Origin of the sequence: Paraburkholderia fungorum (genome assembly GCF_003610895.1) — a bacterium.
GTDB lineage: Bacteria > Pseudomonadota > Gammaproteobacteria > Burkholderiales > Burkholderiaceae > Paraburkholderia > Paraburkholderia fungorum_B.
Genome location: NZ_MCAS01000041.1, coordinates 20,654 through 44,094, shown reverse-complemented (window position 1 = coordinate 44,094; position 23,441 = coordinate 20,654). Strand labels below are relative to the sequence as shown.

Here is a 23,441-nt window from a genome sequence, read left to right as displayed (position 1 = left end):
TCTGGTGCTGTTGCTGGTGCTGTTGCTGGTGATATGACGCGTGTTCCTGTTATAGGCGCATTGCGTCATCCTGGCTGAATGGCCGGGCGACGTGCCCCTCTTGCACCAGAGCGCGTTCTTCTTCATGATCGCTGCAAAGTGCCGCGCTGTGGGCGCCGCGCGCTGCGGATTTACCCTCGGATCCACCGCGTGCTACCTTTGTTTGCCAGCAAGTTTGCTTCTCTGTACCGGCTATGCGCAATGCTTCAGCGTCTGCCTCGCCGGACCTACGATCAAGGAGACTGCAATGTGGTATTTCACCTGGATTCTCGGCATCGGCGTGGCCTTGGGCTTCGGCATCATCAATGTGATGTGGCTGGAGGCCAGCGGCAAGTTCGCGCGCGATCCGCAAATCGCAGGCACGCCGCCCGCCACGCCTGAGGACACGCCTTCGTGACTCATCTGGTTTTCTTCTGTGGTCACGCGGGCACCGGCAAGACAAGCCTCGCGAAGAAGCTGATCGGCCCACTCATGCAGGCAAGTTCCTCGCCCTTCTGCCTGCTCGACAAAGACACGCTGTTCGGCGGCTACAGTGCGGCCGCCATGGGCATGCTGACCGGCGACCCGAACGACCGCGACAGCCCGCTTTTCCTCCAGCACCTACGCGACCCTGAGTATCGCGGCCTGCTCGACACCGCCCGCGACAATCTCGAGATCGGCGTCAGCGCGCTGGTGGTCGGCCCGCTCTCGCGGGAAGTACGTGAGCGGCGCCTCTTCGATCGCGCGTGGCTGGGCATCGGCGCGGACGTCACGCTGCGGGTGGTGTGGGTCACCACATCGGAAGAGACGGCGCATCAGCGTATCGTCGATCGCGGCAATCCGAACGATGCCTACAAACTCGCGCATTGGGACGAATATCGGCAACGCCGCTTCGTACCGAGCGGCGAGATCTGCGAAGATCTGCTGATGTTCGACAACACCGCACCGACCCGCGCGGATTACGAAGCGTTGCTCGCGCGGTTGGTGGACGAGCCGTATGCGGCGTCTGCGATGCCGCCGCTGCCTGTGTAGCGAGCCGTGTTACCGCACGTGTTGCAACCCGTGTTGCACCCGCGTTTCAAACGCACAACGCCCCGCAATGCGGGGCGCTGGCGTTCATGAAACAGCCTTCTACGAGGCTTCTTCGTTGCTCGCGGCCGTCACTGCCGCGTTGTCGCACGGCCCCCGGTTTTGAGCCTCGTCTGGGTCTTCAGTGCGCTAGTCGCGGCTTATACCGTTGCCATCGCATCCAGCGACTGCCCTTCGTACAACTGGCCAAAGCGGTTCGAGAGGAAGTCGCGCAGCGAGACCTGTTCCTGGCGCACGAAACCGCTTTGCGGCAGCTTCTTCTCGCGGAACAGATCGAGCACCGCGCACATCGCGCCAGCCGTGGTGATCTGGATCGCGCTCATCGGCACGCCGCACACTGTCTTCGCGAAAATCTTGCGGGTGAACACTTCCTGCACCAGCTGGCCGTCACGTATGCCGCTCACGGTGATGAACACCAGCACGACGTCCTGCGCGGTCGAGGGCACCGAACGGCGCATGATGGTCTTGAGCGTATCGCGGTCGCTCGCAAGACGCAGATCTTCCAGCAGGAACTGCATCAGGTTGCGGTGGCCGGGATAGCGTACCGACTTGTAGTCGAGCGATTCGACCCGGCCCGACAGCGTTTCGCATAACGTGCCCAGGCCGCCGGATGTATTGAAGGCTTCGTACTCGGTCCCGTCGAGCGAGAAGTGTTCGAGACCTTCGAGCGGCTGCACCCACTGCGTGCGGCTGTCGCGAATCGCTTCGCAGGGCTGGCAGTATTCGTTGATCAGACCGTCGACGCTCCACGTCAGGTTGTACTTCAGCGCGTTGGTCGGGAACTCCGGCAGCGCGCCCACGCGCATCTTGACGTCGCGGATTTCGGTGAAACGGTTCGCCAGTTCGTGCGCGGCGATACCGATGAAACCCGGCGCCAGACCGCACTGCGGCATGAAGGCGTGATCGGCGGAGTCGGCGATCTCGCGGATCGCGTGGGTAGCGCGCACGTCTTCAGTCAGATCGAAGTAATGGACGCCCGCGCCCTTGGCTGCCGAAGCCACATTCACCGCCAGGTAATACGGCAGCGCGTTGATGAGCGTATCGAAGCCCTGAATGGCAGCGCGCAGCGCGGCGGCGTCGGCGGAATCGACGCGGCGGGTCGGGATACCCTGGGCGGCGAGCTTATCGAGCGCATGTTGATCGCGGTCGAACGCGACAACGTCGTAGTCGCCAGTTTCGCGCAACATATGGGCGATGGTGTGACCGATCAAACCTGCGCCAACAATGGCTACTTTCATGCGCTTCTCCTTATTCTCTGTCTGCTGTCTCCAGCTTGGGAAGTGCGCGGCGCTTAGGCGCCACGCCCGGCGGGCTGAACCCTTGAGACACAGTTTAGGGAGAAGCAAAAACAGTTCATACGCGCAAAATGCTGCGCTATGACCATGATTTTCGACGTTATGACGACACAATTAGTCGATACGTCGAAAACACGTTAAAACGGCGTAAAAATTGGGCGGTGCAATCACACCATGCCGCGGTCGATCTTGCGCGCCAGAATGATCGACGTCGTGGTTCGCTCCACACCTTCCAGTCCGCCGATCTCGTCCAGCAGATCGTTGAGGCGGTCGGGCGAATCGGCGCGCAGCCACGCGACATAGTCGAACTCGCCGCTCACCGCGCATAGCAGTTGCACCTCGGGCATCTTGCCGAGACGCTTCTGCACGGCCGGTCCGTACTTCGGCGCGATGATGATGCCGACGTACGCCTGAATGCTCGAGTCGAGCACGTCCTGGCCCAGCCGCACGCTATAGCCGCCGATCACGTTGCTGCGCTCGAGCCGCGCGATCCGGGCGATCACGGTAGTACGCGCCACATCCAGTTGGCGCGCGAGATTGGCGACACTCTCACGGGCGTTGGCCTGCAGCGCCGCAACGAGGTTGCGGTCGAGTTCGTCGAGTTGGTCGAGGCGCGGTGGTCTCATCGGGGGCAAGAAGTTGGTCAGAAGTGAAGCGGATTATCGCGCGTCCCGGGTATCGGGCGGCAGGCAGAGGAACCCTGAAGCATCACACGCCGAACCGCTCGATCACGAAATCGATGAAGCTGGTGAGCTTCGGCGTGGCGCGGCGATCACGCGGATAGACCAGATGAACGGGCGCGCCCTCGGGCAAATAGTCCTCCAGCACCGACACCAGTTCGCCGCTGGCGATCTCTCTGGCGAGCAGCGCTTCCGGCTGCAACACCAGCCCGAAACCACGCAAGGCGGCAACCTTGAGCGCCTGGCCGTTGTTCGCCCGGAACCGTCCCGCGCGCAACTGGTTTTCGTCGGCGGTCTCGCCGCCCAGCCGCCACAAACCCTCGCGGCCCCAATGCAGAAAACCCAGACATTCATGCTGCATCAGATCGGCCGGCGTGCGGGGCGTGCCCGCGCGCGCCAGATAGGCCGGCGACGCGCAGGCACGCATCCGGTACGGCTTCAAGGGCCGCGCGACGAAACTGGAATCCGGCAAATGGCCGATTCGCACCGACGCGTCGAAGCCCTCTTCCACCAGGTCGATCACGCGATTCGACAAATCCAGTTCGAGGCTCACGTCCGGCCACGCGGTCAGATAGTCGGTCATCGCCGGGGCAAACACTTCGACGCCGTACGTCAGCGGCACCGTCACCTTCAGCACGCCGCGCGGCGCGGCTGCCATTGCCTCGGCGAGGGACTCCGCCTCCTTGACGTCCGTCAGAATGCGTCGGCACTGCTCGTAATAGTGACGGCCGATTTCCGTCAGACTCTGACGGCGCGTGGTGCGCGTCAGCAGCCGCGTTGCAAGCCGAGTTTCAAGCGAGCGAATGTGCTTGCCCACCATTGCCGACGAAATGTCAAATCGTTCGGCCGCCGCCGTGAGACTGCCCGCTTCGACCACCGCGACGAAGATTTCCATGCTGACGAATTTGTCCACCCGCTATTTCCTGATCGTTTCGGTTGTAAGCGTTTGTCGCACTGCAACCGCAGTGTAGGGATATCGTGATACTAATAGCGGCGACGGCGAAGTGGGCAGCCGGTCGCCTTGCGTCGCCATGCCGATGCACGTTAGGCCGCTCGCCATGCTCGCCTTGTCCCAATTCGAACAGACATCAGGAGTTTCGATGAAAAAAGCACTCGTAATGCTGGCCACCGCAGTCGCCATGAGCGGCGCGTTCGCACAAACCTCCGCGCCGGCTTCGGCACCGACCAGCGCCTCGGCACCCGCCGCAAAAGCCGGCCACGAGCGCAATGTCGAAGACCGCATCACCTACCTGCACACGAAGTTGAAGATCACGCCGGAGCAGGAGACGCAGTGGAACGCATTCGCCGACGTCATGCGCAACAACGGCGAAACGATGGGGCAATTGTTCCAGCAGCGCAAGGCCGCAACGAACCTGTCGGCGCTCGACGACATGAAGCAATATGCAACGATCGCACAAGCCCACGCGGACGGCATGAAGAAACTGGTCGATGCATTCGACCCGCTGTACACCAGCTTCTCGCCGGAACAGAAGAAGCTGGCCGACGCAACGTTCCATCAGGGCGGCCCTGAAGGCGGCGCCCATCACCACGGCAAGGGCGGTGCCAAGAAGGCGCCGGCGGCTGAGTAATGAGGTGATGAAGCTGCGGTTGCAACGCCGCAGTTGTACTACCGCGCTCGTGAAGCCGTCAGCGCTTCACGAGTGCGGCTTCACGGCGCATCAGCTTGATTGCACGCGGCGCGCAAATCCGCGCCGCGTGAGCAGTTTTTTGCCCTTGCGGACAATCCCAGCCGCCGCGAATGGCAAAAGAAGCCCATCGGCAAATGCATCTGGCATGATTGCGGGTATGTGGCGTCAAGACGCAAAGTCTCGGCGCGGCAGTCAATCTCTCCATACCCACTGGCTTCATGACCGAACTCAAAAATCTCGATCTGAGTAACGATGCCGACGCCCAGCGCGTCGTCAAAAACGAAACCGTGAACGTCGAGTTCGCCGCTATCGAAGGCGAGCTGATGAGCCTGGAAGGCCCGAATCGCTATGCCGTTGGCGACGCGCTGATCACCGGCTCGACCGGCGACCGCTGGGTCGTCTCGCGCGAACGCTTCGACGCCAAGTACCTGCCGGAAGACACCGCTCTCGCTCACGGCGAAGCGGGCGCATACCGCAACCGGCCGGCCGTCGTGCTGGCCAAACAGATGAACGAAGCGTTTTCACTGGCCCGCTCAGCGAGCGGTGGCGATGTGCTGCACGGCGCCGCCGGCGACTGGATCATGCAGTACGCCCCTGGCGACTACGGCGTTGTGCAGGCCGCCCGCTTTGCGAAGGTCTATCGGCTCGCCGATTGAGTTAAGCAAACTCGTCGCCGAGATCCACCGTCACATCGCGCGGCACCGCTTCGCCGTTCGCATACTGCTCTTCGAGCGAGCCGATGCTCGCTTCGACATACGCCCGCAACACCGCGAAACTCCGGCCACGCAGCCGTGCCGGCAACGCGCGATAACGCGCCAGCGCCGCCGGCGCAATCACCACGCTCATGACAATGCGGCGCGCGGTCGAGCCGAAGCGCATGGCAACCCAATGAATCGCCAGGGTCGGCGTGCCATCTTCGGCTGCACGCTGAATAAACTGCGTCTGCTCGGGAAACAGATCGCTGATGACGCGCGCCAATTCCTCGAACTCGGGGTTCGCGCAGTCGTATTGGTAAGCTTCTTCCATGAGATGTACCGAAAGGATGAGCCTGATCGGCGTACCGAAACGGTACGCCGGAAGTTAGAACGTCACAAAGGGGCCGTGTGGCAAATAGCTAAACAGCGGCTAATGAGCGGTCAATGAGCGGCTAACGATTGGCCGGTAAGTGGCCAACAGCAGACTCACGCGGCAACCGCCGGACGGCGGAACACCCTGAACAGCAAGCCCGTGACAATCACCGCCCCCAGTGCATACACGCCGTCCACCGCGGCGAGCGGCACGAGTTGCGCCTGGAACAGCGCGGCCGGCACGTCGACCAGCGCATGCAACGCAATCGCGAGCGGCAGGATGCCACGCCAACCCGCCCGTACGCCGCGCCACATCAGCACCGACAAACCGATCTGGAACACCAGCGCGGCCACCCTTTCGAGCGCGAAAATACCGGCCGTCTGCGGCGTCAGGCTGGCGAGGATCAGATGGATGCGCATCAGCGAATCGGTCGGCAGATTGCTCAGGTAGCCGTCCAGCTCGCCGCGATTTTCGAAGACAGCGAACAGGATCCATTGAATCTGCACCAGCACGCCGACGAGCCACGCCTCCGCGCCGCCGTGGCCGAGGCCATAGGTCAGCGCCGTGCCGTCACCCGTGCCCGCGCTGGACGTGCCCCTCGCCGCCGCGCGCTTCAGTAACAGACGCATCCCGATGAAACGCCCCACCTCCTCGCAGACTCCGGCCACCAGCGCGCCATACACCACGAAGGCCAGCGGATTGGACAGGAAGGTGGCGCTAGTTTCGTTCCGATGCAGCACGTAGTCGTTCAGCGCGCGCTCGATCACCATCGCGAACAAGGCGAACACGGCAATGCCGGTGATCGCGTCGCGGGGGTTCAGCGCAAGCGGCCGGCGCAGCCGGCGATAGATCAGAAACGGTAAGGCAGCGACGAACAGCGTCGCGACAGCGAGGCTCGACAGGGTAAGCGGTGCAACAACCATGAGTTTCCTTGCGTTTGCCCGGCGCGCACCCGCTGCGCGCCGCAGCCCGAATGATCGCAGATCAGCGCGAAGTCAGCGCAAAGTTGACGCGCGGACGATCAATTCGCCTGGCAGAAGGCAGTCGCGCGCGCTGGTTTGAACCCCTTCGATGCGCTCATGGAGGAACTCGACCGCGCGGTAGCCGATCTCGTACGTCGGCTGGCGGATCGTGGTGATGCCGGCCAATTCGGCCCAGTCGGGATCGTCGATCGACAGCAGCGCGACGCGTGCCTGCCAATCGGCACCGTAGCGCGCTTTCAGATGCAGGGCGAGGCATAGCGCGACCGGCGCGTTGGCCGCGAACAAGGCAATGCGGCTGGATCTGGCGGTGGCGTTGTATGGGGCATTGCCTGTGGCCTCGTCCATAGCGTTGCGTGCCGCGCCATCTGTCGCACGGGCCATGGCGCCGGCGGGATCGCTCGCTGCATCGATGGCGCGGTCCAGTTCGGCGAGGGCGCGCTCCACGGCTGCCGGCTCCGCAAGGTTCAACACCAGCGTATGCCCACGCGCGCCGCGCGTACTGCCTTCGCCCTTACCGTCCCTTGTGCCGCCTTCGCTTGTGCCGCCCTCGTGGCCCTTACCGCCCGCGCCGCTCATCACCTCGCGAAACGCCGCCTCGCGCAATTGCCGCGAACTGACCTGCTCGAAGGGCTGCACGACGAACCAGATGTCGTCGAAACCATTGTCGAGCAAATGCCGCGTGCCGAGCTCAGCGGCCGCCCGGTTGTCCAGCCCGACCATGTCGGCGACAAGCCCCTCCACCGAACGGTCGACCAGCACCGCTGGAATTCCGCCGCCGCCCACCGGCCGCAGCGTTTCCTCCCGCACGCCGAGCGCGTTGACGATCACGCCTTCCACGCGATACGTGGTCAGCAGTTGCAGATAGCGCCGCTCCATTTCGACTTCGTTCGCCGCGTGGCAGATCAGCGGCATCAACCCGAGCGCGTGGCAGGCGGCTTCCACGCCTTGCAACACTTCGACGGTGTACGGATTCGTCAAGTCGGCGAGCAGCATGCCGATCAGGCGATTGCGGCCACGCTTGAGGCCCCGCGCCATCTGGTTCGGCTGATAGTCGAGACGTTCGATCGCCGCTTCGATGCGCGCGCGCAATTCCGGCGACAGCACGCTCATCTCGCCATTCAGGTAGCGCGAGATGCTGGTCTTGCCGGTGCCGGCTTCGCGCGCGACGTCGGTAATCGTCGCGCGGCGCGCGGCGGCAACGGGTGTCATGCTCATTGCTTCAGCACTTCGCGGTTGACGATATTGGTGGCGAGCGTTCCTTCGAGCGCGGCCACGAGGTTTTCCGCCGCATTGCGCGCCATCGCATGGCGGGTCTCGTGGGTCGCCGAGCCGATATGCGGCAGCGCGACCACGTTCGCCATTTTCAGCAGCGGCGAATCGGCCGGCAACGGTTCGGTTTCGAACACGTCCAGACCCGCGCCGTGAATCGTGCCGTTTTGCAGGGCTTCGATCAACGCCTGCTCATCGACCGTGGCGCCGCGCGACGCATTGATCAGAATCGCGCTCTTCTTCATCGATCTGAATTCGGCCGCGCCGATCATGTGCTTCGTCTCGGGCGTAAGCGGCACCTGCAGACAAACAAAGTCGGCGGTGGCGAGCAACTCCGCCAATTCGACGCGACGCGCACCGTAAGCCTGTTCCGCCTGCGCGTTTGCGCTGCGATTCGTGTACAGCACTTTCATGTTGAAGCCGAGTGCCGCGCGCCGCGCGACCGCGCCGCCGATCCGTCCCAGCCCGACGATGCCGAGCGTCTTGCCCTGCACGTCGACGCCGAAAAGCGCGGGTCCGATGCTGTGCTGCCACTGGCCGGCCTTCACCCACTCCGCAAGTTCGACCACGCGCCGCGCCGATGCAAGGATTAGCGAAAACACCGTATCCGCCGTGGACTCGGTCAGCACGTCAGGCGTGTGCGCGAGCACGATACCGCGACGCGTGAGGTCGGCAACGTCGAACTGGTCGAAACCCACCGAGATGGTCGACAACGCCTTCAGCCGGCTCGCGCCTTCAAGCATCGCCGGGGTGATTTTCACGCTCGAACCGATGCCGCCGTCCGCCTCCTTCAAGGCGGCGACAAACGTGTCGTGCTGCGCAGGGTCGACCTGCACGACTTGCGCGTGTTGTTGCAGATACGCGAGCACGTCCTCGGGCAACGACTTCCAGACGACAATCTTCTTCATCAGCTTATTTTCCTTGCAACGGTGTAGCGAGCTTGGCACCCGGATTCTGCGGCTGCGCCTGTGGCTTGACGATCAACGTCAGAATCACCGCGGCGACCAGCGCCACGCTCATGAACGCATACGATGCCGCGGGTGTTCCGGTCGCGCCATTCAGATAGCCGACCACGTACGAGCCGACGAACGAACCGAGTGCGCCCATGCTATTGATCAACGCCATCGCGCCGCCCGCAACGTTCCTCGGCAGCAGCTCCGGCACGATCGCGAAGAACGGCCCATACGGGGCATACATTGCACCGCCGGCGATCACCAGCAGCGCGTACGAGATCCAGAAGTGCGTGGAGCCGAGCGCGTAGGACGCCGCGAACGCGATCGCGCCGACCAGCAGGAACGGCCACACGAACACTTTGCGGCGGTTGAGTTTATCCGATGCCCACGAAGCCGCAAGCATGGCGATCGTCGCGGCCAGATACGGCAGCGCCGAGAGCCAGCCGGTTTCGACCATGCCGAGCGTCGAACCGTTCTTCAGGATCGACGGCAGCCACAGCACGAAACCATACACGCCGATGCTCCAGCAGAAATACTGCGCGCACAGCTTGATGACCGCGGGCGTGCGAAACGCCTCGCTGTAATTTCGCACTGGCTTGATCGCGGCCTGTTCGGCGCGCAGGGTTTCGGCGAGCTCGTCCTTTTGCTGCTGCGTGAGCCACGACACCTGCTGCGGCTTGTCCTGCACGATGAACCACCAGCACACCGCCCAGATGATCGCGGGCGCGCCTTCGGCGATGAACATGTGGCGCCAGCCGAACGAGTGCACCAGATAGCCGGATACCACCGACATCCACAGCACCGTGACCGGATTACCGAGAATCAGGAAGGTATTGGCCCGCGAGCGCTCGCTCTTCGTGAACCAGTTGCTGATGAAAATCAGCATTGCCGGCATCACCGCGGCTTCGACTACGCCAAGCACGAAGCGGATCACCATCAGCGAGGGAATATTGCTGACCATGCCCGTCAGCGCCGCGCAACCGCCCCACAGGATCAGGCTCCAGAACACGAGCTTTTTCACGCTGCGGCGTTCCGCGTAAATCGCGCCGGGAATCTGGAAGAAGAAATAGCCGAGAAAGAACAACGCGCCGATCAGCGACGAGAGTCCTTTGCTGATGCCGAGATCCTGGTTGATGCCGGCGGCCGAGGCGAAACCGAAGTTCGCGCGGTCGAGGTAAGCCAGACTGTACGTGATGAATACGATCGGCATGATCGTCCACCAGCGGCGAATCGCAAGCGATGAAGTCATGAAAGTCTCCTTTGTCGACCAGAGTTGGCGCTTTAGCGCCTACTCGGGTCCCATGCAAAGCTGTCGACCGTAGTTAGCGCTTTAGCGCCTACTCTGGTCCCCTACAAGCCAGTTGCCAACGGTTTCCCGAAGCAACGATGGACGGTCACCGGGCGCTGTTCGGGCGCTCTTGCTGTTATCGAACCAGCCAATGCTGACCAGTACTGCATGCACCCCGTGCTGCGCGGTGCGTGGCGCACCCGCGCTCAGGCCGCGGTGACGACGCGCGGCGCGTCGGCCAGTTCGAGCGCATCGAGTTCGGCACGGCTCGGCAGGCCTTCCGAATCGCCGATCACCTGGATCGCCAGGGCGCCGATGCGATTGCCGCGCGCCACCGCCAGCGGCAAGCTCTTGCCTTCCAGCAGCGCGCTGACCACGCCGACCGCGAAGCCATCGCCCGCGCCGACCGTGTCCACCACCTTCGCGACCGGCTGACCGGCAATCACGGCGGCATTGTCGGCAGTGCGAAAGTACGCGCCTGCTGCGCCGAGCTTGATGATCACGCCGCGCGCGCCCTGGTCGAGATAAAACTTTGCGATGTCGTCCGGCTGCGTATAACCGGTCAGGATTTCCCCTTCGCCGATGCCGGGCAGCACCCAGTCGGCCAGTGCGGCGAGCGCATTCAGCCCTTCGACCATCGCGGCGCGCGAAGGCCATAGCGTCGGGCGCAGATTCGGGTCGAACGAAATGGTTTTGCCCGCAGCACGCATTTCACGCGCCAGGTGGAAGGCAAGTTCGCACGAACTCGCCGAGATGGCCGGCGCCACGCCCGTCAGGTGAAGGTGACGCGCGGGCAGCACGTAATCGGCCGCGTAGTCGGCCAACGACAGGTGGCTCGCCGCCGATCCTTTGCGGAAGTACTCGACGGCCGGATCGCTGCCGTCGTCGTTCTTCGACTTCAGCTGGAAACCGGTCGGATAGCGCTCGTCGGTGGTGACGCAGCGCTGGTCGATGCCTTCTTTCGTCAGCGTGTCGCGCACGTACTGGCCGAACGAATCCTGGCCGACCCGGCTCATCCAGCCCACCTTGAAGCCCAGCCGCGACAAACCGATCGCCACGTTCAGATCGGCGCCCGCGACGCGCTTGGTAAATTGCCCCACGCCGGCAAGTGCGCCGGTTTCGGCGGCCACGAACATGGCCATCGCTTCGCCGTAGGTGATGACGTCGAGTGCTGCGTTTGTGTTGCTCATGCTTCGCTCCTGCGGATTCCTGCGTTTTCCCGCGTGTTCCCGCGTTTTCCCGCGGTTTCCTGCGTTTTCCTGTTTACCGCGCTTTCCTGCGACTGCTCTCTCAGGTCCTGCGCGCCGCTTACGCGGCGGCCAGCCACGCGACGTAATGCGCCGCGTCCGCCTCGATACGGCTCGCATCGAAGGGAAATTCAATGCCGCGCGGCACGTGGCGCGGCAGCTTGTCGAGCACCGCGGCGAACTGTGTGTCGCCGGCAGCCGGCGCGGCGGCAAAGCGCCGTGCGCCCTCGCCCACCGCCGTCTTGCAATGGATATATTCGACGTGTGCGGCCAGCATCCCGGCGGCATCGAGCGGCGCGACATCGCGCCATGCCCAGTTGCCGATGTCGAAGGTCATGCCGAGGACACCCGCGTGGCCTTCGCGCTTCAGCGCGTCGAACAGGCCAATGAATTGCGCGAGCGAGCCGCCCTCGGCCAACTGGCCGTTTTCGACGACGAGCCGCACGCTCGCACCGCGCAGTTGCCCGGCAATTGCCGCGCCATGGGCCTCGGCTACGAAGCCGCCGAGTTGCAGCTTCACGAAACGCGCGCCGAACGCGGTCGCTTCGTCGAGCGCGAGGCGCAGTGCGCCGGCGTCGAGTTGTCCGTCGGACAGGTACAGCGAAGCGGGGGTCGAATAGACCGACCACAACCCGAGTTCGGCGATCGATCGACCGAGCGCGCGCAGTGCCTGCGGCGCGGCATCGGCGTCATCCGCGAACAGTTCGCGGCGCACTTCAAAAGCCGCGGCGCCTGCCTGTTTGCTCGCACCAGCCCACTTCAGATGACCGTCCTTGCGGACCGCGTCCATTCCGAAGGCGCTTGCGACGATCACCACGCCCACTGTCTCAGCCATGTCGAATTTACTCAAACCTGTGCCATATCAGCATCTGACTGGCGTTTGGAACCGGTTCCAAATGAATTTCGAAAAAAAACGCCGAGGCGCTTGCGATGCCCGAATAGTGCGCCGAGCGCGGCGTCATGCACCATAGTGGAAATCCCCAGGCCGCGCCGATCAGGCGCCATCCGCGAGACAAAGCGCGAGGAACTGCTCAACCACTCGCGACGGGGCACTCGCATGCGGCACCAGAATCGAGAGCCGCCGTGTCAGCGGCTCGGGACCCAACGAGAACAGACACAGCGCACCGTCTTCGTGCCGCATCGACATCGCCGAGACGAAACCGATACCCATCCCCGCTCGCACCGCCTCCTTGACGCCTTCCACCCCGGCAATCTCCAGCGCCACGCGCATCGGCACGCCGGCCCGGGCAAACGCCCGCTCGACGATCTGCCGCACGCCCGAGCCGGCTTCGCGCAACACCAGCGGATGCGAGCCGAAGGCCGCCAGTTCCACCCGCCCGTTGTTCATGCCCGAGCCGACCGCCTGCGCCAGCGGATGCGTGCGCGGCATGATCGCGACGATCTCGTCCTCACGCCACGCATGCACCGCGGTGTCCGGCGGCAGATCCTCGCCGACCGGCCCCTCGATCATCGCGATATCCACCGAACCCAGCGCGCTGACGATTTCCGTGGTGTTGCCGTCGGCGGTATGCAGCGTCACCTCGGGATAGCGGCGATGAAAGTCGGCGATCAGGTACGGCAGCAGATAGCTCGCCGGCGTGGTGCTCGCGCCGATCCGCAAGGTGCCCTGTTCGAGGCCGCGCAGCGCGTCGCGATACGCATGCGCCTGCCGCCACGTATCGCGCAAGCGGGTCGCATAGCTGGCAAGTTGCTCGCCGGCGGGCGTGAGGCGCACGCCGCGCCCGTCGCGCAGGTAAAGCGGCTCGCCGAATTCGTCCTGCAGCTGGCGCAATTGTCCGGACACGGCCGGCTGCGATAAATGCAGCGCCACAGCCGCCCGGCTGATGTTGCGGTGTTCGGCAACGGCGGCAAACGTTATAAGTTGGTCCGGGGTCATGATGGAGAAAGTATCCGTGCAGCTGATACTTTACATTCTAAATCATGATTTTTCATATCGATATATCTAATTTAGGATTAGGCCTATCGAATCAGAACAGCCATAGGAAGGCACTACGCCATGTCCACCGCTCACCTCACCGCTGCCGCCACACCCGCCGGGTCTTCCTCGACCCGCGGCCAGCTCAACGGCATTCTCTTCGTGGCGCTGTTCGCCGCTGCCGTGACTCGCATCGCGGCGATCCCGGCCATCGCAGGCCTCGGTTTGAGCCCGCTGATCGTCGGCATCGTGGCGGGCGCCATCTACGGCAACGCGTTGCGTGACGGCATGCCGGAAAGCTGGGCGGCCGGCATCAACTTCTCGGCGCGCAAACTCCTGCGCATCGCCGTGGCGTTTTTCGGCTTGCGCGTCAGCCTGCAGGAAATCGCTCAGGTCGGCCTGCCCGGTCTCGCCGAATCGGTGCTGATCGTTGTGAGCACGCTTGCGATCGGCACCTGGGCCGGCATGAAGATCATGAAACTCGACCGCGACACCGCGCTCCTCACGGCCGCAGGCAGCGCCATCTGCGGCGCGGCTGCCGTGCTCGCATTCGAGTCGACGCTGCAATCGAAGCCGCACAAGAGCGCCATGGCCGTGGGCAGCGTGGTGCTGTTCGGCACCCTCTCGATGTTCCTGTACCCGGTGCTGTTCAAGGCGGGCTGGCTGCATCTCGACACGGTTGGCGCGGGGCTGTTCTTCGGCGGCACGATTCACGAAGTGGCGCAGGTGGTTGGCGCGGCGAGCAACGTGAGCCCCGAAGCGACTCACATCGCGACCATCGTCAAGATGACCCGTGTGATGCTGCTGGTGCCGGTGCTGCTGGCCGTGGGCATGTGGGTGAACCGCCCGGCACGCAACGCCGCCACGGCGACGGCTGAAGACGGCAAGCACCATGCGCCGCGCAAGCTGGCGATTCCCTGGTTCGCACTCGGCTTCCTCGCCTTCGTCGTGATCAATTCGCTGCACGTCCTGCCGGAAAACGCGACCAGCACGCTGAACATGCTCGACACCTTCGCGCTCACCATGGCCATGACCGCGCTCGGTATCGAAACCCGCATCGCGCAGATCCGTCAGGCCGGCCCCCGCGCTTTGACCACCGGCTTCATCCTGTATGTGTGGTTGATTGCCGGTGGACTGGGTATCACATGGATCGTGCAGCACCTGTTCGGCTGAACCGCCATCGCTTCCTGACCAACCCCGCCGCGTGCGGGGTTTTGTGCGTTCAGGCGAACCATCCGGCACGCATGCGCGGCATACTGGTTGCTGACGTTGTCAGCTTATGCTGCCCCTTATGCAATCCCTTATGCAGCCCCGTTCGTACAAACCCGTTCATGCAACCGGAATGAGGACCGATCGATGAGCCTGGAACTTTACTATTGGGACGGCTTGCAAGGCCGCGGCGAGTTCGTGCGTCTTGCGCTGGAAGAAGCCGGCGCCGACTATGTGGAGGTAACGCGCGGCGAGGCGTCGGACGGTCTCGGCACGAACGCGATGATGGCGATCATGAAGAGTAAGGACGAGCCCCATCCGCCGTTCGCGCCGCCGTTTCTGAAAGACGGCGATCTGGTGATCTCGCAGACCGCCAACATCCTGTTCTACCTCGGCCCGAAGCTCAATCTCGCGCCCTCGCTCGACAGCCTGCGCTACGTTGCCAACGGACTGCAACTGACGATCGCCGACATGGTGACCGAAGCGCACGACACACATCATCCGCTCGCCAGCGCCCTGTATTACGAAGACCAGAAAGACGCCGCGAAAGTGCGCGCGCACGACTTCATCGACAACCGGATTCCGAAGTTCATGAAGTACTTCGAGCGGGTGCTGAAACAGAACCCGGCAGGCGACACCTTCATGGTGGGCGATGCGCTCACTTACGTCGACCTGTCGATGTTCCAGCTGATCGACGGCTTGCTGTACGCGTTTCCGCGTGCACTCAAGCGTTTCGGCGAACAGTATCCGCGCCTCGCGGCGTTGCACGACGCGGTGATCGAGCGGCCGAACATCGCCGCCTACCTCCAGTCCGACCGGCGCATCGAGCATAACGAAGCCTGCATCTTCCGGCACTATCCGGAACTCGACAAGGCGGCGGCTTGATCCGCGCCATCCGCCTTCGCGAGCCCTCGGCATCGCGCCCGCTTCCGCCTGCGGGCGCGATGCTGTTACCGTACGCGCATTCCTTCCATCCACCCCATCCTCATCCGCCGACGTGCTTTCATTCCTGCTGAAGCTGCGCACCCGCGCCCAAACCCTGTTCCGTCTGTCCGACGCCCACACGATGCTGGTCTGGTCGGTGGTAGTCGGCGTGGCGGGCGCGTTCGCGACGATTGCCTTTCGCGAGGGCATCGCGCTGCTGCAACTGGCGGCGGTCGGCAAGTCCGGCAGTTTCGTCGAAATGGCGCGCGGCCTGCCGTGGACGGTGCGCGTGTGGCTGCCCGCCGCGGGCGGCCTGATCGCCGGTTTTTTTCTGCTGATCGCGCGGCGTCACGTCGACAAAGGCAATCACATCGACTACATGGAAGCCGTCGCGATCGGCGACGGCGTGGTGCCGGTCAAGCTGAGCTTCTGGCGCAGCGTGTCGTCGCTGTTCACGATTTCGAGCGGCGGCTCGATCGGCCGCGAAGGTCCGATGGTGCAACTGGCGGCGCTGGCCGCGTCGCTGATCGGCCGCTGGGTGCATTTCGACCCGCCGCGTCTGCGCCTGCTCGTCGCCTGTGGCGCGGCGGCCGGGATTACCGCCGCGTACAGCGCGCCGATTGCCGGCGCGTTCTTCGTCACGGAAATCGTGCTCGGCTCGATCGTGATGGAAAGCTTCGGCCCCGTGGTCGTGTCGGCGGTGGTCGCCAACATCACGATGCGCGAGTTCACCAGCTACAAGCCGCCGTACGAAATGCCGGTATTTCCGCCTGTGACGGGCGCCGAAGTTCTGTTGTTCGTCGGACTCGGGCTGCTGTGCGGCGCCGCCGCGCCGCAGTTTCTGCGGCTGATGGATTTCTCGAAAGCCAACTTTCGCAAACTGCCCCTGCCGCTGCCCATCCGGCTCGCGCTGGGCGGCCTGATCGTCGGCATTCTGTCCGTGTGGACGCCCGAGGTGTGGGGCAACGGCTACAGCGTCGTCAATTCCATTCTGCATTCGCCGTGGACGTGGTCCGCGCTCGTCCTCGTACTGGTCTTCAAGATCGTCGCGACCTCGGCGACCGTGGGTTCAGGCGCGATCGGCGGGGTATTCACGCCGACGCTCTTCGTCGGCGCGGTGGTCGGCTCGCTGTTCGGCCTCGGCATGCACGCGTTGTGGCCGCACGGCACCTCGGCGCCGTTCGCTTATGCGATGGTCGGCATGGGCGCATTTCTCGCCGGCGCCACGCAGGCGCCGCTCATGGCGATCCTGATGATCTTCGAGATGACGCTCAGCTATCAGGTAGTGCTGCCGCTGATGCTGTCGTGCGTGGTCGCGTATTTCGTGTCGCGCGCGATCGGCAAAACCTCGATGTACGAAATCACGCTGCGCCGCAATCAGGAGGAACAGGAGCGCACCCGTCTGCGCGCGACGCAGATGCGCGAGTTGATCCGCCCCGCCGAAACCGTCGTGCCGCCCAACGCGACCGTGCACGACATGACGCGCGTTTTCCTCGAATATCCGGTGAAGTATCTGTATGTCGCCAACGAGTCCGGTGCGTTTCTCGGCGTGGTCGCGCTCAAGGACATCACCTCCGACCTGCTCGATAAAAGCGACACCGCCGCGAAAACCGCCGCGGATTATCTGCAGCCGCATTTCGACGTGCTGACGCCGGATATGCCGCTCGGCGTCGCGTTGCAACACTTCATGGCGTTTCAGGGCGAGCGGCTGCCGGTTGTCGAAAGCACCGCCGATCCGAAACTGGCGGGCGTGGTCTACAAGACGTCGCTGCTCGATGCGTATTTCCGCATGAATCCGACTCGCTAGAATTTGCGCGGCACGGCGCGGCTCTGCGTCCGTGCAAAGCGCGGCAGATTCTCTACAATGAGGAGACCGTTGCCGCGATCGCGAGCAGCGCGCGTTACGCCAGGACGGGCGCCGAGACGCCCGCCCTTCGATCGGAGCGAAGATGAGCGAACCGTCCCTTGACGCCGTACGCCGTGATCAGGCCGGCTGGATTTTTCTGCATATCGAAGGCGAGCCGTACGATCGCGGCGAGCAGCACGGTCAGTTGCTCGCCACTGAAATCCAGAACGCGATCCGCACCGCCCGCTACCTGGCGAAATGGGACACCGGTGAAGACTTCGATACCTTCGTCGACGCCGCCACCTCGCAGTTCGCCAACAAACTCGACACCGAATTCGCCGATGAAATCCAGGGTATCGCCGACGGCGCGAAGCTGCCGTTCGCCGAAGTGCTGGCCTGGAACGGCTACATGGATCTGCTGCAAAGCTGGTGGCCGAGCCACGCGGCGGCCCAGCAACCGCATCTCGGCGCAAAACCGTGGCGCGGGCGCCGTGGCCATCACTGCAGCGCGTTCATCGCCACCGGCAATGCCACCCGGGACGGCCGTATCGTCATGGCGCACAACTCGTGGGACCGCTACGCCGCGGGCGATGCGTTCAACGTGGTGTTCGACATCGTGCCGGATCGCGGCAACCGCATCCTGATGCAGGGCCTGCCGGGATGCATCTCCAGCCTCACCGATTTCTGGGTCACCCAGGCCGGCCTGATGGTCACCGAAACGACCATTTCCAACTTCGTCGGCTACAACGCGGCGGGCGCACCGGAGTTCTATCGCTCGCGGCGCGCGTCGCAATATGCCAAAGACATCGGCGAATGGTGCGAGATGTTCGCGGTTGCCAATAACGGCGGCTATGCGAACAGCTGGCTGCTCGGCGACACCAAGACCGGCGAGATCGCGCGCTACGAACTGGGGCTGCACTATTCCGGTTTCGAAAGTACGAAAAACGGCTTCTACAGTGGTTACAACACCGCAACCGATCTGAAGATCCGCAACCAGGAATGCATCGGCGAAGGCGAAGACTATACGGACGTGCGCAAGAACGGCGCGCGCCGCTTGCGCTTCATGCAGCTCGAAGAAATGCATCACGGCAAGATCGACGCCGAACTCGCCAAAGAGATGATCGCCGACCATCACGACGTCTATCTCGACCGCAACGACAACCCCTGTTCGCGCACCATCTGCGGGCATCTGGAACTGGACGACGCGCGCTTCGGCGGTTCTGATCAGGGGCCGTTCAATCCGTGGGGCGCCAACGACGGCAAGGTGGTCGACAGCGACATGGCACGCGCCATGGCCTTCACCGCGCGCTGGGGCCACCCGTGCGGCCGGCCGTTCGACGCCCAGGCGTTCATGAAGCGCCATCCACAATGGAACTGGCTCAACGGCTACATGCGCGACCGCCCTTCCTGGCCATGGACGCGCTTCGAGGTGCTGCGCTAGACGAGGCGCCTGTCGCGTCACGGACGGTTTATTGCGACGCAACATGGCCGCCGTACAGTCGTTCGCGACGGCATGGCCTTTTTCCTGCCATCATGTGAAATCTGCAATGAGGTTTTGTCTCTTTTGCGCGCGCGCCACTGCGGTTTGCCATCTAAGATGGTAGATGCACGCCGTGCGCATAATGCAGAGCCGCGTGCAGGTTGCGCCCTCCTTTCGACGCGGGGACGGCACAGCGCGTGCTTAACTGTCAGCGCCGCATGAGCATAGGAGGTCGGGCGATGAAAACCTCGACACTGTTGACCATGGTGACGCTGTCAGCCTCGTGTTTTGCCGCGCCGGTTCATACCGCGCCGGACGGCACGGCCGCCAATAGCCTTGCCGAACGCGCCGACGCCGCACCCGTCGCCCCCCCGGCGCCGGACGTGGCTGTCACGGACGACAATCGCCCGCAACAATGGCAATACATCGCGCTGCCCAAGTCGCGGCATCTGGAGCGAAGCTTCGCGGGCCAGAACGAACACTTGCAAACCTGACAACAGCCCTTAGGAGCGCCTGCGTGACCGAATCGACTATTCCCGGTGAATCGATTGATCTGCAGATCACCGACGTGCTGCGCGAAGTCAGTTTTCCGACCTATAAAGACGCGTTAGTCGAGGCCGCGCGCGAAGCCGGCGCGAGCAACGAAGTGCTGTCGATGCTCGACGGCCTGCCGGAGCAGGATTACGCCGACGTCACGTCGGTCACGCGCCTGATCGGCGGCAATTACGGACCGGGCCTGGGAGCATGAGCGGCAGGCAGATCGTTATGCCTGGCTCGCTTTCGTCCGATCCTCAACCCGCCGCCGACTGGATCTATCGTTCGCCGCATTCGGGCGGCACGAGCGGCGTGGAGCGAATCGAAGCCTTCTTTCATCATGCCGGCTATGCCATGCATCGGCACGACACCTATGCGATCGGCCGCACGCTCGCGGGCGTGCAGAGTTTTCACTACCGCGGAGGCACCTGTAACAGCCTGCCGGGCGGCACGATGGTGCTGCATCCCGACGAGCCGCATGACGGCCAGGCCGGCACGCGCGACGGCTTTCATTACCGGATGATCTATGTCGACCCGGCGCTGTTCCAGCAGGCGCTCGGCGGCAAGCCTCTGCCCTTCGTCGAAGGCGGCTTGTCGAACGATCCGCGTCTGTTTGCGGCGACCGAAAGCCTGTTGCGCGCCATGGATAGCGCGATCGATTCGCTCGAACAGGACGATGCGCTCTACGATCTGGCGATCGCACTCGACGCGGTGGCCGGTGCCGCCCAGCCGCGCCGGCCAGTGGACTATCGCGCGGCGGAGCGGGCGCGCGAGTATATGCTCGGCGCGCTCGACAGCCCCGTGACGCTCGACGAACTGGCCGCCGCGGCCGGGCGTGACCGCTGGAGTTTGTCGCGGGATTTTCGCGCGCTGTTCGGCACGAGCCCGCACCGTTATCTGACCATGCGCCGTCTCGATCTCGTGCGCCGCCTCTTGGTCCAGGGCGTGTCGCTCGCCGACGCCTCCGCGGCGGCCGGCTTTACCGACCAGAGCCATATGACGCGGCACTTCAAGCGCGCGTGGGGCGTGGCGCCCGCGCATTGGCTGAAGATGCTGGGACCTTCAGCGCGCGCAGCGCGCTAGAGCCGCACCAGGACAGCATTAAGGCAGCGTTAAAGCGTTAAGCGGGGACCCGACGGCTAGCCCGCTGCATCGCCGCCGCGCACACAAACGTACAAGACCCGTTTGCGCCGCCCGCCCTACGCTCCTGTCTGACACCTACCGTTCAGGAGGAACACCCCGATGTCCAGTCATTCAACGACTCAAACAGCTCATCGCGCGATCAATTTCGCCGAAAAACTGCAGCTCATCAACGACCAATGGCAGCCGCGCGTCGTCGCGGAAATGAACGACTACCAGTTCAAGCTGGTGCGCATCGAAGGGGACTTTGTCTGGCACGAGCATGCCGACACGGACGAAACGTTTATCGTGGTCGAGGGGCAGTTGCGCATCGACATGCGCGATGGGTTCGTGCTGCTTTCGGCAGGAGAAATGTTCGTGGTGCCCAAAGGCACCGAGCACAAACCGTACGCCGAACGCGAGGTCAAGCTGTTGCTGATCGAACCGCGCGGTGTGAAGAACACCGGCGAAGAAAGCAACGAACGCACGGCGGCGAACGACGTGTGGATCTAGGCAGGCCGGCGCCTCGCCAGGAGTTTCGAAAGCGCAGCTTCGCTGCAGGCGCCGGCGCGCCGCTTGCGTGTCAAAGCGGCGACGATGCCACGATTCCCAGGCGCGCAACCTGACGCTTCGGCCGGGCCGTGTCGCCCGGCAAGGCCGACACCGGCAGGTCGTCGGCATACGCCGGTGAACTGGCCACGACACGCCGCGGCATCGCGGCGCGCGAATCGCGCGTGTGCTCGTCGGTCTGCTGGAAATGCGCGACGAGGTGATCGATAAAGGTGCGCACTTTCGCCGGCAAATGAAGGCGGCTTGGATACGCAATCGTGATTTCGATTTGCGGCAGCCGGTAATCGCCGAGCAACGGCACAAGACGCCCGGACGCCAGATCCCGGCCAATCAGATAGCTCGGCAAAATCGCCACGCCCATGCCCAGCAGCGCGAACTGCCGCAGCATCTCGGTGTTATTCGCGGCAATTGCATTGGTGGGCCTGACCCGCACTTCGCCCTGCGGCCCGGTGAATACCTTTTCGTCGCCACCTTGCTCGGCAGGCCGGCTCAGACACGGATGCGTCAGCAGATCCTCAGGGCGCACCGGCGTGCCGTGCTGTTCGAGATACGCGGGCGTCGCGCACACCGTCATGTAACCGGTAGTCAGGCGCCGCGTGACGATGCTCGCACTGCGCATCTGCCGCGCCACCATGATCCCGACATCGAAACCCTCTTCCACCAGGTCGACGTTGCGATCCTGCAGCGTGACGTCGGGCACCACGTCCGGATAACGCTGGGCGTACGACTGCACCACCGGCGCGAGGCTATGCAGCCCGAACACCACCGGCGCGACAATGCGCAGGGTTCCTACCGGTTCGTGATTGCGTGCCACCACCATCTGCTCCACACCTTCAAGGTCGTCGAGAATATGGCGCACGCGTTCCAGATAGGTCCTGCCGGATTCGGTCAGCGAGAGACGGCGGGTCGTGCGATTGAGCAGCCGCGTGCCCAGACGCGCTTCCAGATCCGCGACATGGCGCGTAACGACGGCGGTGGAAAGATCAAGCGCGCCAGCCGCGCCGACGAAACTGCCAAGGTCTGCCACCTTGACGAATACGCGCATCGACTGCAATTGATTCATGGGACGACTCCTGCCTCGGTAAAGCCGGGCCGGCGCAATACTGCCGCCTGTGTCGACCCGCACGACAAGGCGCGCGCGGATTTGCCCAACGATTCGATTGTATCGATCTGATCATGTCCCAACCCTGACCCGAACATGACAATCCCGTCAGGTTACTGAGGCGCTCGCGACACTATCGCGAGGCTTATTGCGGATATTAGATAGGTATAAACCCTTAGATACTGGTAACATAGCGCCCGAAAGGAATTAATCGCTATGCCACATCGTTTCCAGCTTCTCGAAAAAATCGCGTTCTCACTGGTTTGCTGGTCGGCCGCGGCCTGTTCGGCTTTCATCGCTTACGAGCGGTGCCCGGAGATCAAGGTCGTCCTGCACGTGGGTGAAGAAGTCCTGCGCTACAGCGGGCAGTATTCGTTCGTCTGCGCCACGCCGGTTGCGGACGCCTGCGCGCAGCTGCCGGCGAGCTGATTCGTCGGAAATGCCGGCATTGCCGGACCGGCCTTCGTTACATCAATTCGTCACACCAATTCGCCAGTTGCGCCGGCCACGGCGCTCACGCGTCGCGCCCGAACACCACGCGCGCGAAAAATCCCGCCAGCACCGTTTCAGCCATCTCCGCCGGCACATTCTGCGGATCGACCGTGTAGAAGAACTGCACGCCGTCGCACAAGCCCATCAAGCCCATCGCCAACGTCTCCGCCGGCAGCGGCAGCGGCGTGCCGACCCGCGTCGAAAATTCGCGGATGTACGCGCTCAGCTGTTCGAGCTTCTCGTGCATGAACGCGTTAAAGCGTATCCGGAAGCGGCCGTCACGCACGGCGAGCAGCTTCGCCTCCACCCACAGCAGGAAACACTTGTTCTCGCGATGCAGACTGCTGTAGTAGCGCAACACGCGCGCTTCCATCTCCTCACGCGAAACCGCGTCCTCAAAGATGGCATGCAAGCCTGCCTGCATGGTCTCGTGGTCGCGCCGCAGTAGTTCGAGGAACAGTTCGTTCTTGCTGCGGAAGTTCGAATAGAACGCGCCACGCGTATAACCCGCCGCCCCGGCGATGTCCTCGACACTCGCCGCGACAAAGCCTTTCTTCATAAAAATCGCTTGCCCAGCGTCAAGCAGACGCTGGCGCGTCTGGTCTTTGCTCTGCTCGCGTGTAAGTCGTTGCCGTTTCATGGGCGCAAGTCTAGCACCGAAAAGAATTCCAATTCACTTCGACATTCAAA

General features: G+C 63.6%; 26 protein-coding genes. 13 read left to right on the top strand and 13 right to left on the bottom strand.

The annotated features are described in order from the left end of the window. Window positions 1-286: 286 nt before the first annotated feature. Both cydX and BCY88_RS30270 read left to right on the top strand, forming a co-directional pair. The gene (gene cydX / locus BCY88_RS30275; protein ID WP_120347834.1) at window positions 287-436 is read left to right on the top strand and encodes a cytochrome bd-I oxidase subunit CydX; all 150 of its coding nucleotides are present in this window, start codon (window positions 287-289) and stop codon (window positions 434-436) included. Further along, on the top strand, window positions 433-1,050 hold the full coding sequence (locus tag BCY88_RS30270) for a P-loop nucleotide/nucleoside kinase family protein (protein ID WP_120347833.1): 618 nt from the start codon (window positions 433-435) through the stop codon (window positions 1,048-1,050). Before cydX ends, BCY88_RS30270 begins: the two co-directional genes overlap by 4 nt. A 197-nt stretch (window positions 1,051-1,247) precedes the next feature. Here BCY88_RS30270 and BCY88_RS30265 read toward each other — a convergent pair whose 3' ends face one another. From BCY88_RS30265 to BCY88_RS30255, 3 genes are all read right to left on the bottom strand, one after another. Continuing rightward, on the bottom strand, window positions 1,248-2,345 hold the full coding sequence (locus BCY88_RS30265) for a saccharopine dehydrogenase family protein (RefSeq protein WP_120347832.1): 1,098 nt from the start codon (window positions 2,343-2,345) through the stop codon (window positions 1,248-1,250). 224 nt (window positions 2,346-2,569) lie between these two features. Further along, window positions 2,570-3,028 (bottom strand): Lrp/AsnC family transcriptional regulator, encoded by a 459-nt coding sequence (locus BCY88_RS30260; RefSeq protein WP_046569023.1) that lies wholly within the window; start codon window positions 3,026-3,028, stop codon window positions 2,570-2,572. Window positions 3,029-3,110: 82 nt separating this feature from the next. Then, a complete protein-coding gene (locus BCY88_RS30255; RefSeq protein ID WP_120347831.1) occupies window positions 3,111-3,995 on the bottom strand; it encodes a LysR family transcriptional regulator in 885 nt (294 codons plus the stop codon). Window positions 3,996-4,182: 187 nt separating this feature from the next. Here BCY88_RS30255 and BCY88_RS30250 point away from each other — a divergent pair, with 187 nt between their 5' ends. Next, window positions 4,183-4,671, top strand: a complete 489-nt coding sequence (locus tag BCY88_RS30250; protein ID WP_120347830.1) for a Spy/CpxP family protein refolding chaperone — start codon at window positions 4,183-4,185, stop codon at window positions 4,669-4,671. A gap of 278 nt (window positions 4,672-4,949) precedes the next feature. Further along, entirely contained in the window at window positions 4,950-5,387 is a 438-nt protein-coding gene (locus tag BCY88_RS30245; RefSeq protein WP_120347829.1) for a PGDYG domain-containing protein, read from the top strand. 1 nt (window position 5,388) lies between these two features. On the opposite strand, the gene BCY88_RS30240 is transcribed toward BCY88_RS30245, so the two are convergent. From BCY88_RS30240 to BCY88_RS30205, 8 genes are all read right to left on the bottom strand, one after another. Next, a complete protein-coding gene (locus tag BCY88_RS30240; RefSeq protein WP_120347828.1) occupies window positions 5,389-5,757 on the bottom strand; it encodes a DUF3022 domain-containing protein in 369 nt (122 codons plus the stop codon). A 155-nt stretch (window positions 5,758-5,912) separates the two neighbouring features. Further along, window positions 5,913-6,722: a YhfC family intramembrane metalloprotease gene (locus BCY88_RS30235; RefSeq protein ID WP_120347827.1), complete on the bottom strand. Its 810-nt coding sequence runs from the start codon at window positions 6,720-6,722 to the stop codon at window positions 5,913-5,915. 72 nt (window positions 6,723-6,794) lie between these two features. Next, the gene (locus BCY88_RS30230) at window positions 6,795-7,997 is read right to left on the bottom strand and encodes a LacI family DNA-binding transcriptional regulator (protein ID WP_120347826.1); all 1,203 of its coding nucleotides are present in this window, start codon (window positions 7,995-7,997) and stop codon (window positions 6,795-6,797) included. Continuing rightward, window positions 7,994-8,959, bottom strand: coding sequence for a 2-hydroxyacid dehydrogenase (locus BCY88_RS30225; RefSeq protein ID WP_120347825.1), 966 nt, complete (start codon window positions 8,957-8,959; stop codon window positions 7,994-7,996). The genes BCY88_RS30230 and BCY88_RS30225 overlap by 4 nt, the downstream gene beginning before the upstream one ends. Window positions 8,960-8,963: 4 nt before the next feature. Next, window positions 8,964-10,253: an MFS transporter gene (locus tag BCY88_RS30220; RefSeq protein ID WP_120347824.1), complete on the bottom strand. Its 1,290-nt coding sequence runs from the start codon at window positions 10,251-10,253 to the stop codon at window positions 8,964-8,966. Between the two features lie 245 nt (window positions 10,254-10,498). Further along, on the bottom strand, window positions 10,499-11,482 hold the full coding sequence (locus BCY88_RS30215) for a sugar kinase (protein WP_120347823.1): 984 nt from the start codon (window positions 11,480-11,482) through the stop codon (window positions 10,499-10,501). Window positions 11,483-11,600: 118 nt separating this feature from the next. Further along, complete coding sequence (locus BCY88_RS30210; protein ID WP_120347822.1) at window positions 11,601-12,374, bottom strand: sugar phosphate isomerase/epimerase family protein; 774 nt, start codon at window positions 12,372-12,374, stop codon at window positions 11,601-11,603. Between the two features lie 159 nt (window positions 12,375-12,533). After that, complete coding sequence (locus BCY88_RS30205) at window positions 12,534-13,436, bottom strand: LysR family transcriptional regulator (RefSeq protein WP_120347821.1); 903 nt, start codon at window positions 13,434-13,436, stop codon at window positions 12,534-12,536. A gap of 120 nt (window positions 13,437-13,556) precedes the next feature. On the opposite strand from BCY88_RS30205, the gene BCY88_RS30200 reads away from it, so the two are divergent. The 8 genes from BCY88_RS30200 (at window position 13,557) to BCY88_RS30165 (ending at window position 21,100) form a co-directional block, all read left to right on the top strand. Continuing rightward, window positions 13,557-14,648, top strand: coding sequence for a YeiH family protein (locus BCY88_RS30200; RefSeq protein WP_120347820.1), 1,092 nt, complete (start codon window positions 13,557-13,559; stop codon window positions 14,646-14,648). Window positions 14,649-14,831: 183 nt separating this feature from the next. After that, on the top strand, window positions 14,832-15,569 hold the full coding sequence (locus BCY88_RS30195; protein ID WP_120347819.1) for a glutathione S-transferase: 738 nt from the start codon (window positions 14,832-14,834) through the stop codon (window positions 15,567-15,569). A gap of 112 nt (window positions 15,570-15,681) precedes the next feature. Continuing rightward, a complete protein-coding gene (locus BCY88_RS30190) occupies window positions 15,682-17,415 on the top strand; it encodes a ClcB-like voltage-gated chloride channel protein (protein ID WP_120347818.1) in 1,734 nt (577 codons plus the stop codon). 142 nt (window positions 17,416-17,557) lie between these two features. Beyond that, window positions 17,558-18,895 (top strand): C45 family autoproteolytic acyltransferase/hydrolase, encoded by a 1,338-nt coding sequence (locus BCY88_RS30185; protein WP_120347817.1) that lies wholly within the window; start codon window positions 17,558-17,560, stop codon window positions 18,893-18,895. 278 nt (window positions 18,896-19,173) lie between these two features. After that, window positions 19,174-19,428, top strand: coding sequence for a hypothetical protein (locus BCY88_RS30180; RefSeq protein WP_120347816.1), 255 nt, complete (start codon window positions 19,174-19,176; stop codon window positions 19,426-19,428). 23 nt (window positions 19,429-19,451) lie between these two features. Next, window positions 19,452-19,682: a DUF2795 domain-containing protein gene (locus BCY88_RS30175; protein WP_120347815.1), complete on the top strand. Its 231-nt coding sequence runs from the start codon at window positions 19,452-19,454 to the stop codon at window positions 19,680-19,682. Window positions 19,683-19,699: 17 nt separating this feature from the next. After that, the gene (locus tag BCY88_RS30170) at window positions 19,700-20,551 is read left to right on the top strand and encodes an AraC family transcriptional regulator (RefSeq protein WP_259461556.1); all 852 of its coding nucleotides are present in this window, start codon (window positions 19,700-19,702) and stop codon (window positions 20,549-20,551) included. Between the two features lie 159 nt (window positions 20,552-20,710). Next, window positions 20,711-21,100, top strand: a complete 390-nt coding sequence (locus tag BCY88_RS30165; protein WP_120347813.1) for a cupin domain-containing protein — start codon at window positions 20,711-20,713, stop codon at window positions 21,098-21,100. A 70-nt stretch (window positions 21,101-21,170) separates the two neighbouring features. Here the strand turns inward: BCY88_RS30165 and BCY88_RS30160 are convergent, their stop codons facing one another. After that, a complete protein-coding gene (locus BCY88_RS30160) occupies window positions 21,171-22,220 on the bottom strand; it encodes a LysR family transcriptional regulator (protein ID WP_120347812.1) in 1,050 nt (349 codons plus the stop codon). Window positions 22,221-22,475: 255 nt separating this feature from the next. Here BCY88_RS30160 and BCY88_RS30155 point away from each other — a divergent pair, with 255 nt between their 5' ends. Beyond that, complete coding sequence (locus BCY88_RS30155; RefSeq protein WP_120347811.1) at window positions 22,476-22,688, top strand: hypothetical protein; 213 nt, start codon at window positions 22,476-22,478, stop codon at window positions 22,686-22,688. A gap of 85 nt (window positions 22,689-22,773) precedes the next feature. Here BCY88_RS30155 and BCY88_RS30150 read toward each other — a convergent pair whose 3' ends face one another. Further along, window positions 22,774-23,391 carry a TetR/AcrR family transcriptional regulator gene (locus tag BCY88_RS30150; RefSeq protein WP_120347810.1) on the bottom strand — a complete coding sequence of 206 codons (618 nt, stop codon included), beginning with the start codon at window positions 23,389-23,391 and terminating at the stop codon, window positions 22,774-22,776. Window positions 23,392-23,441: the final 50 nt, after the last annotated feature.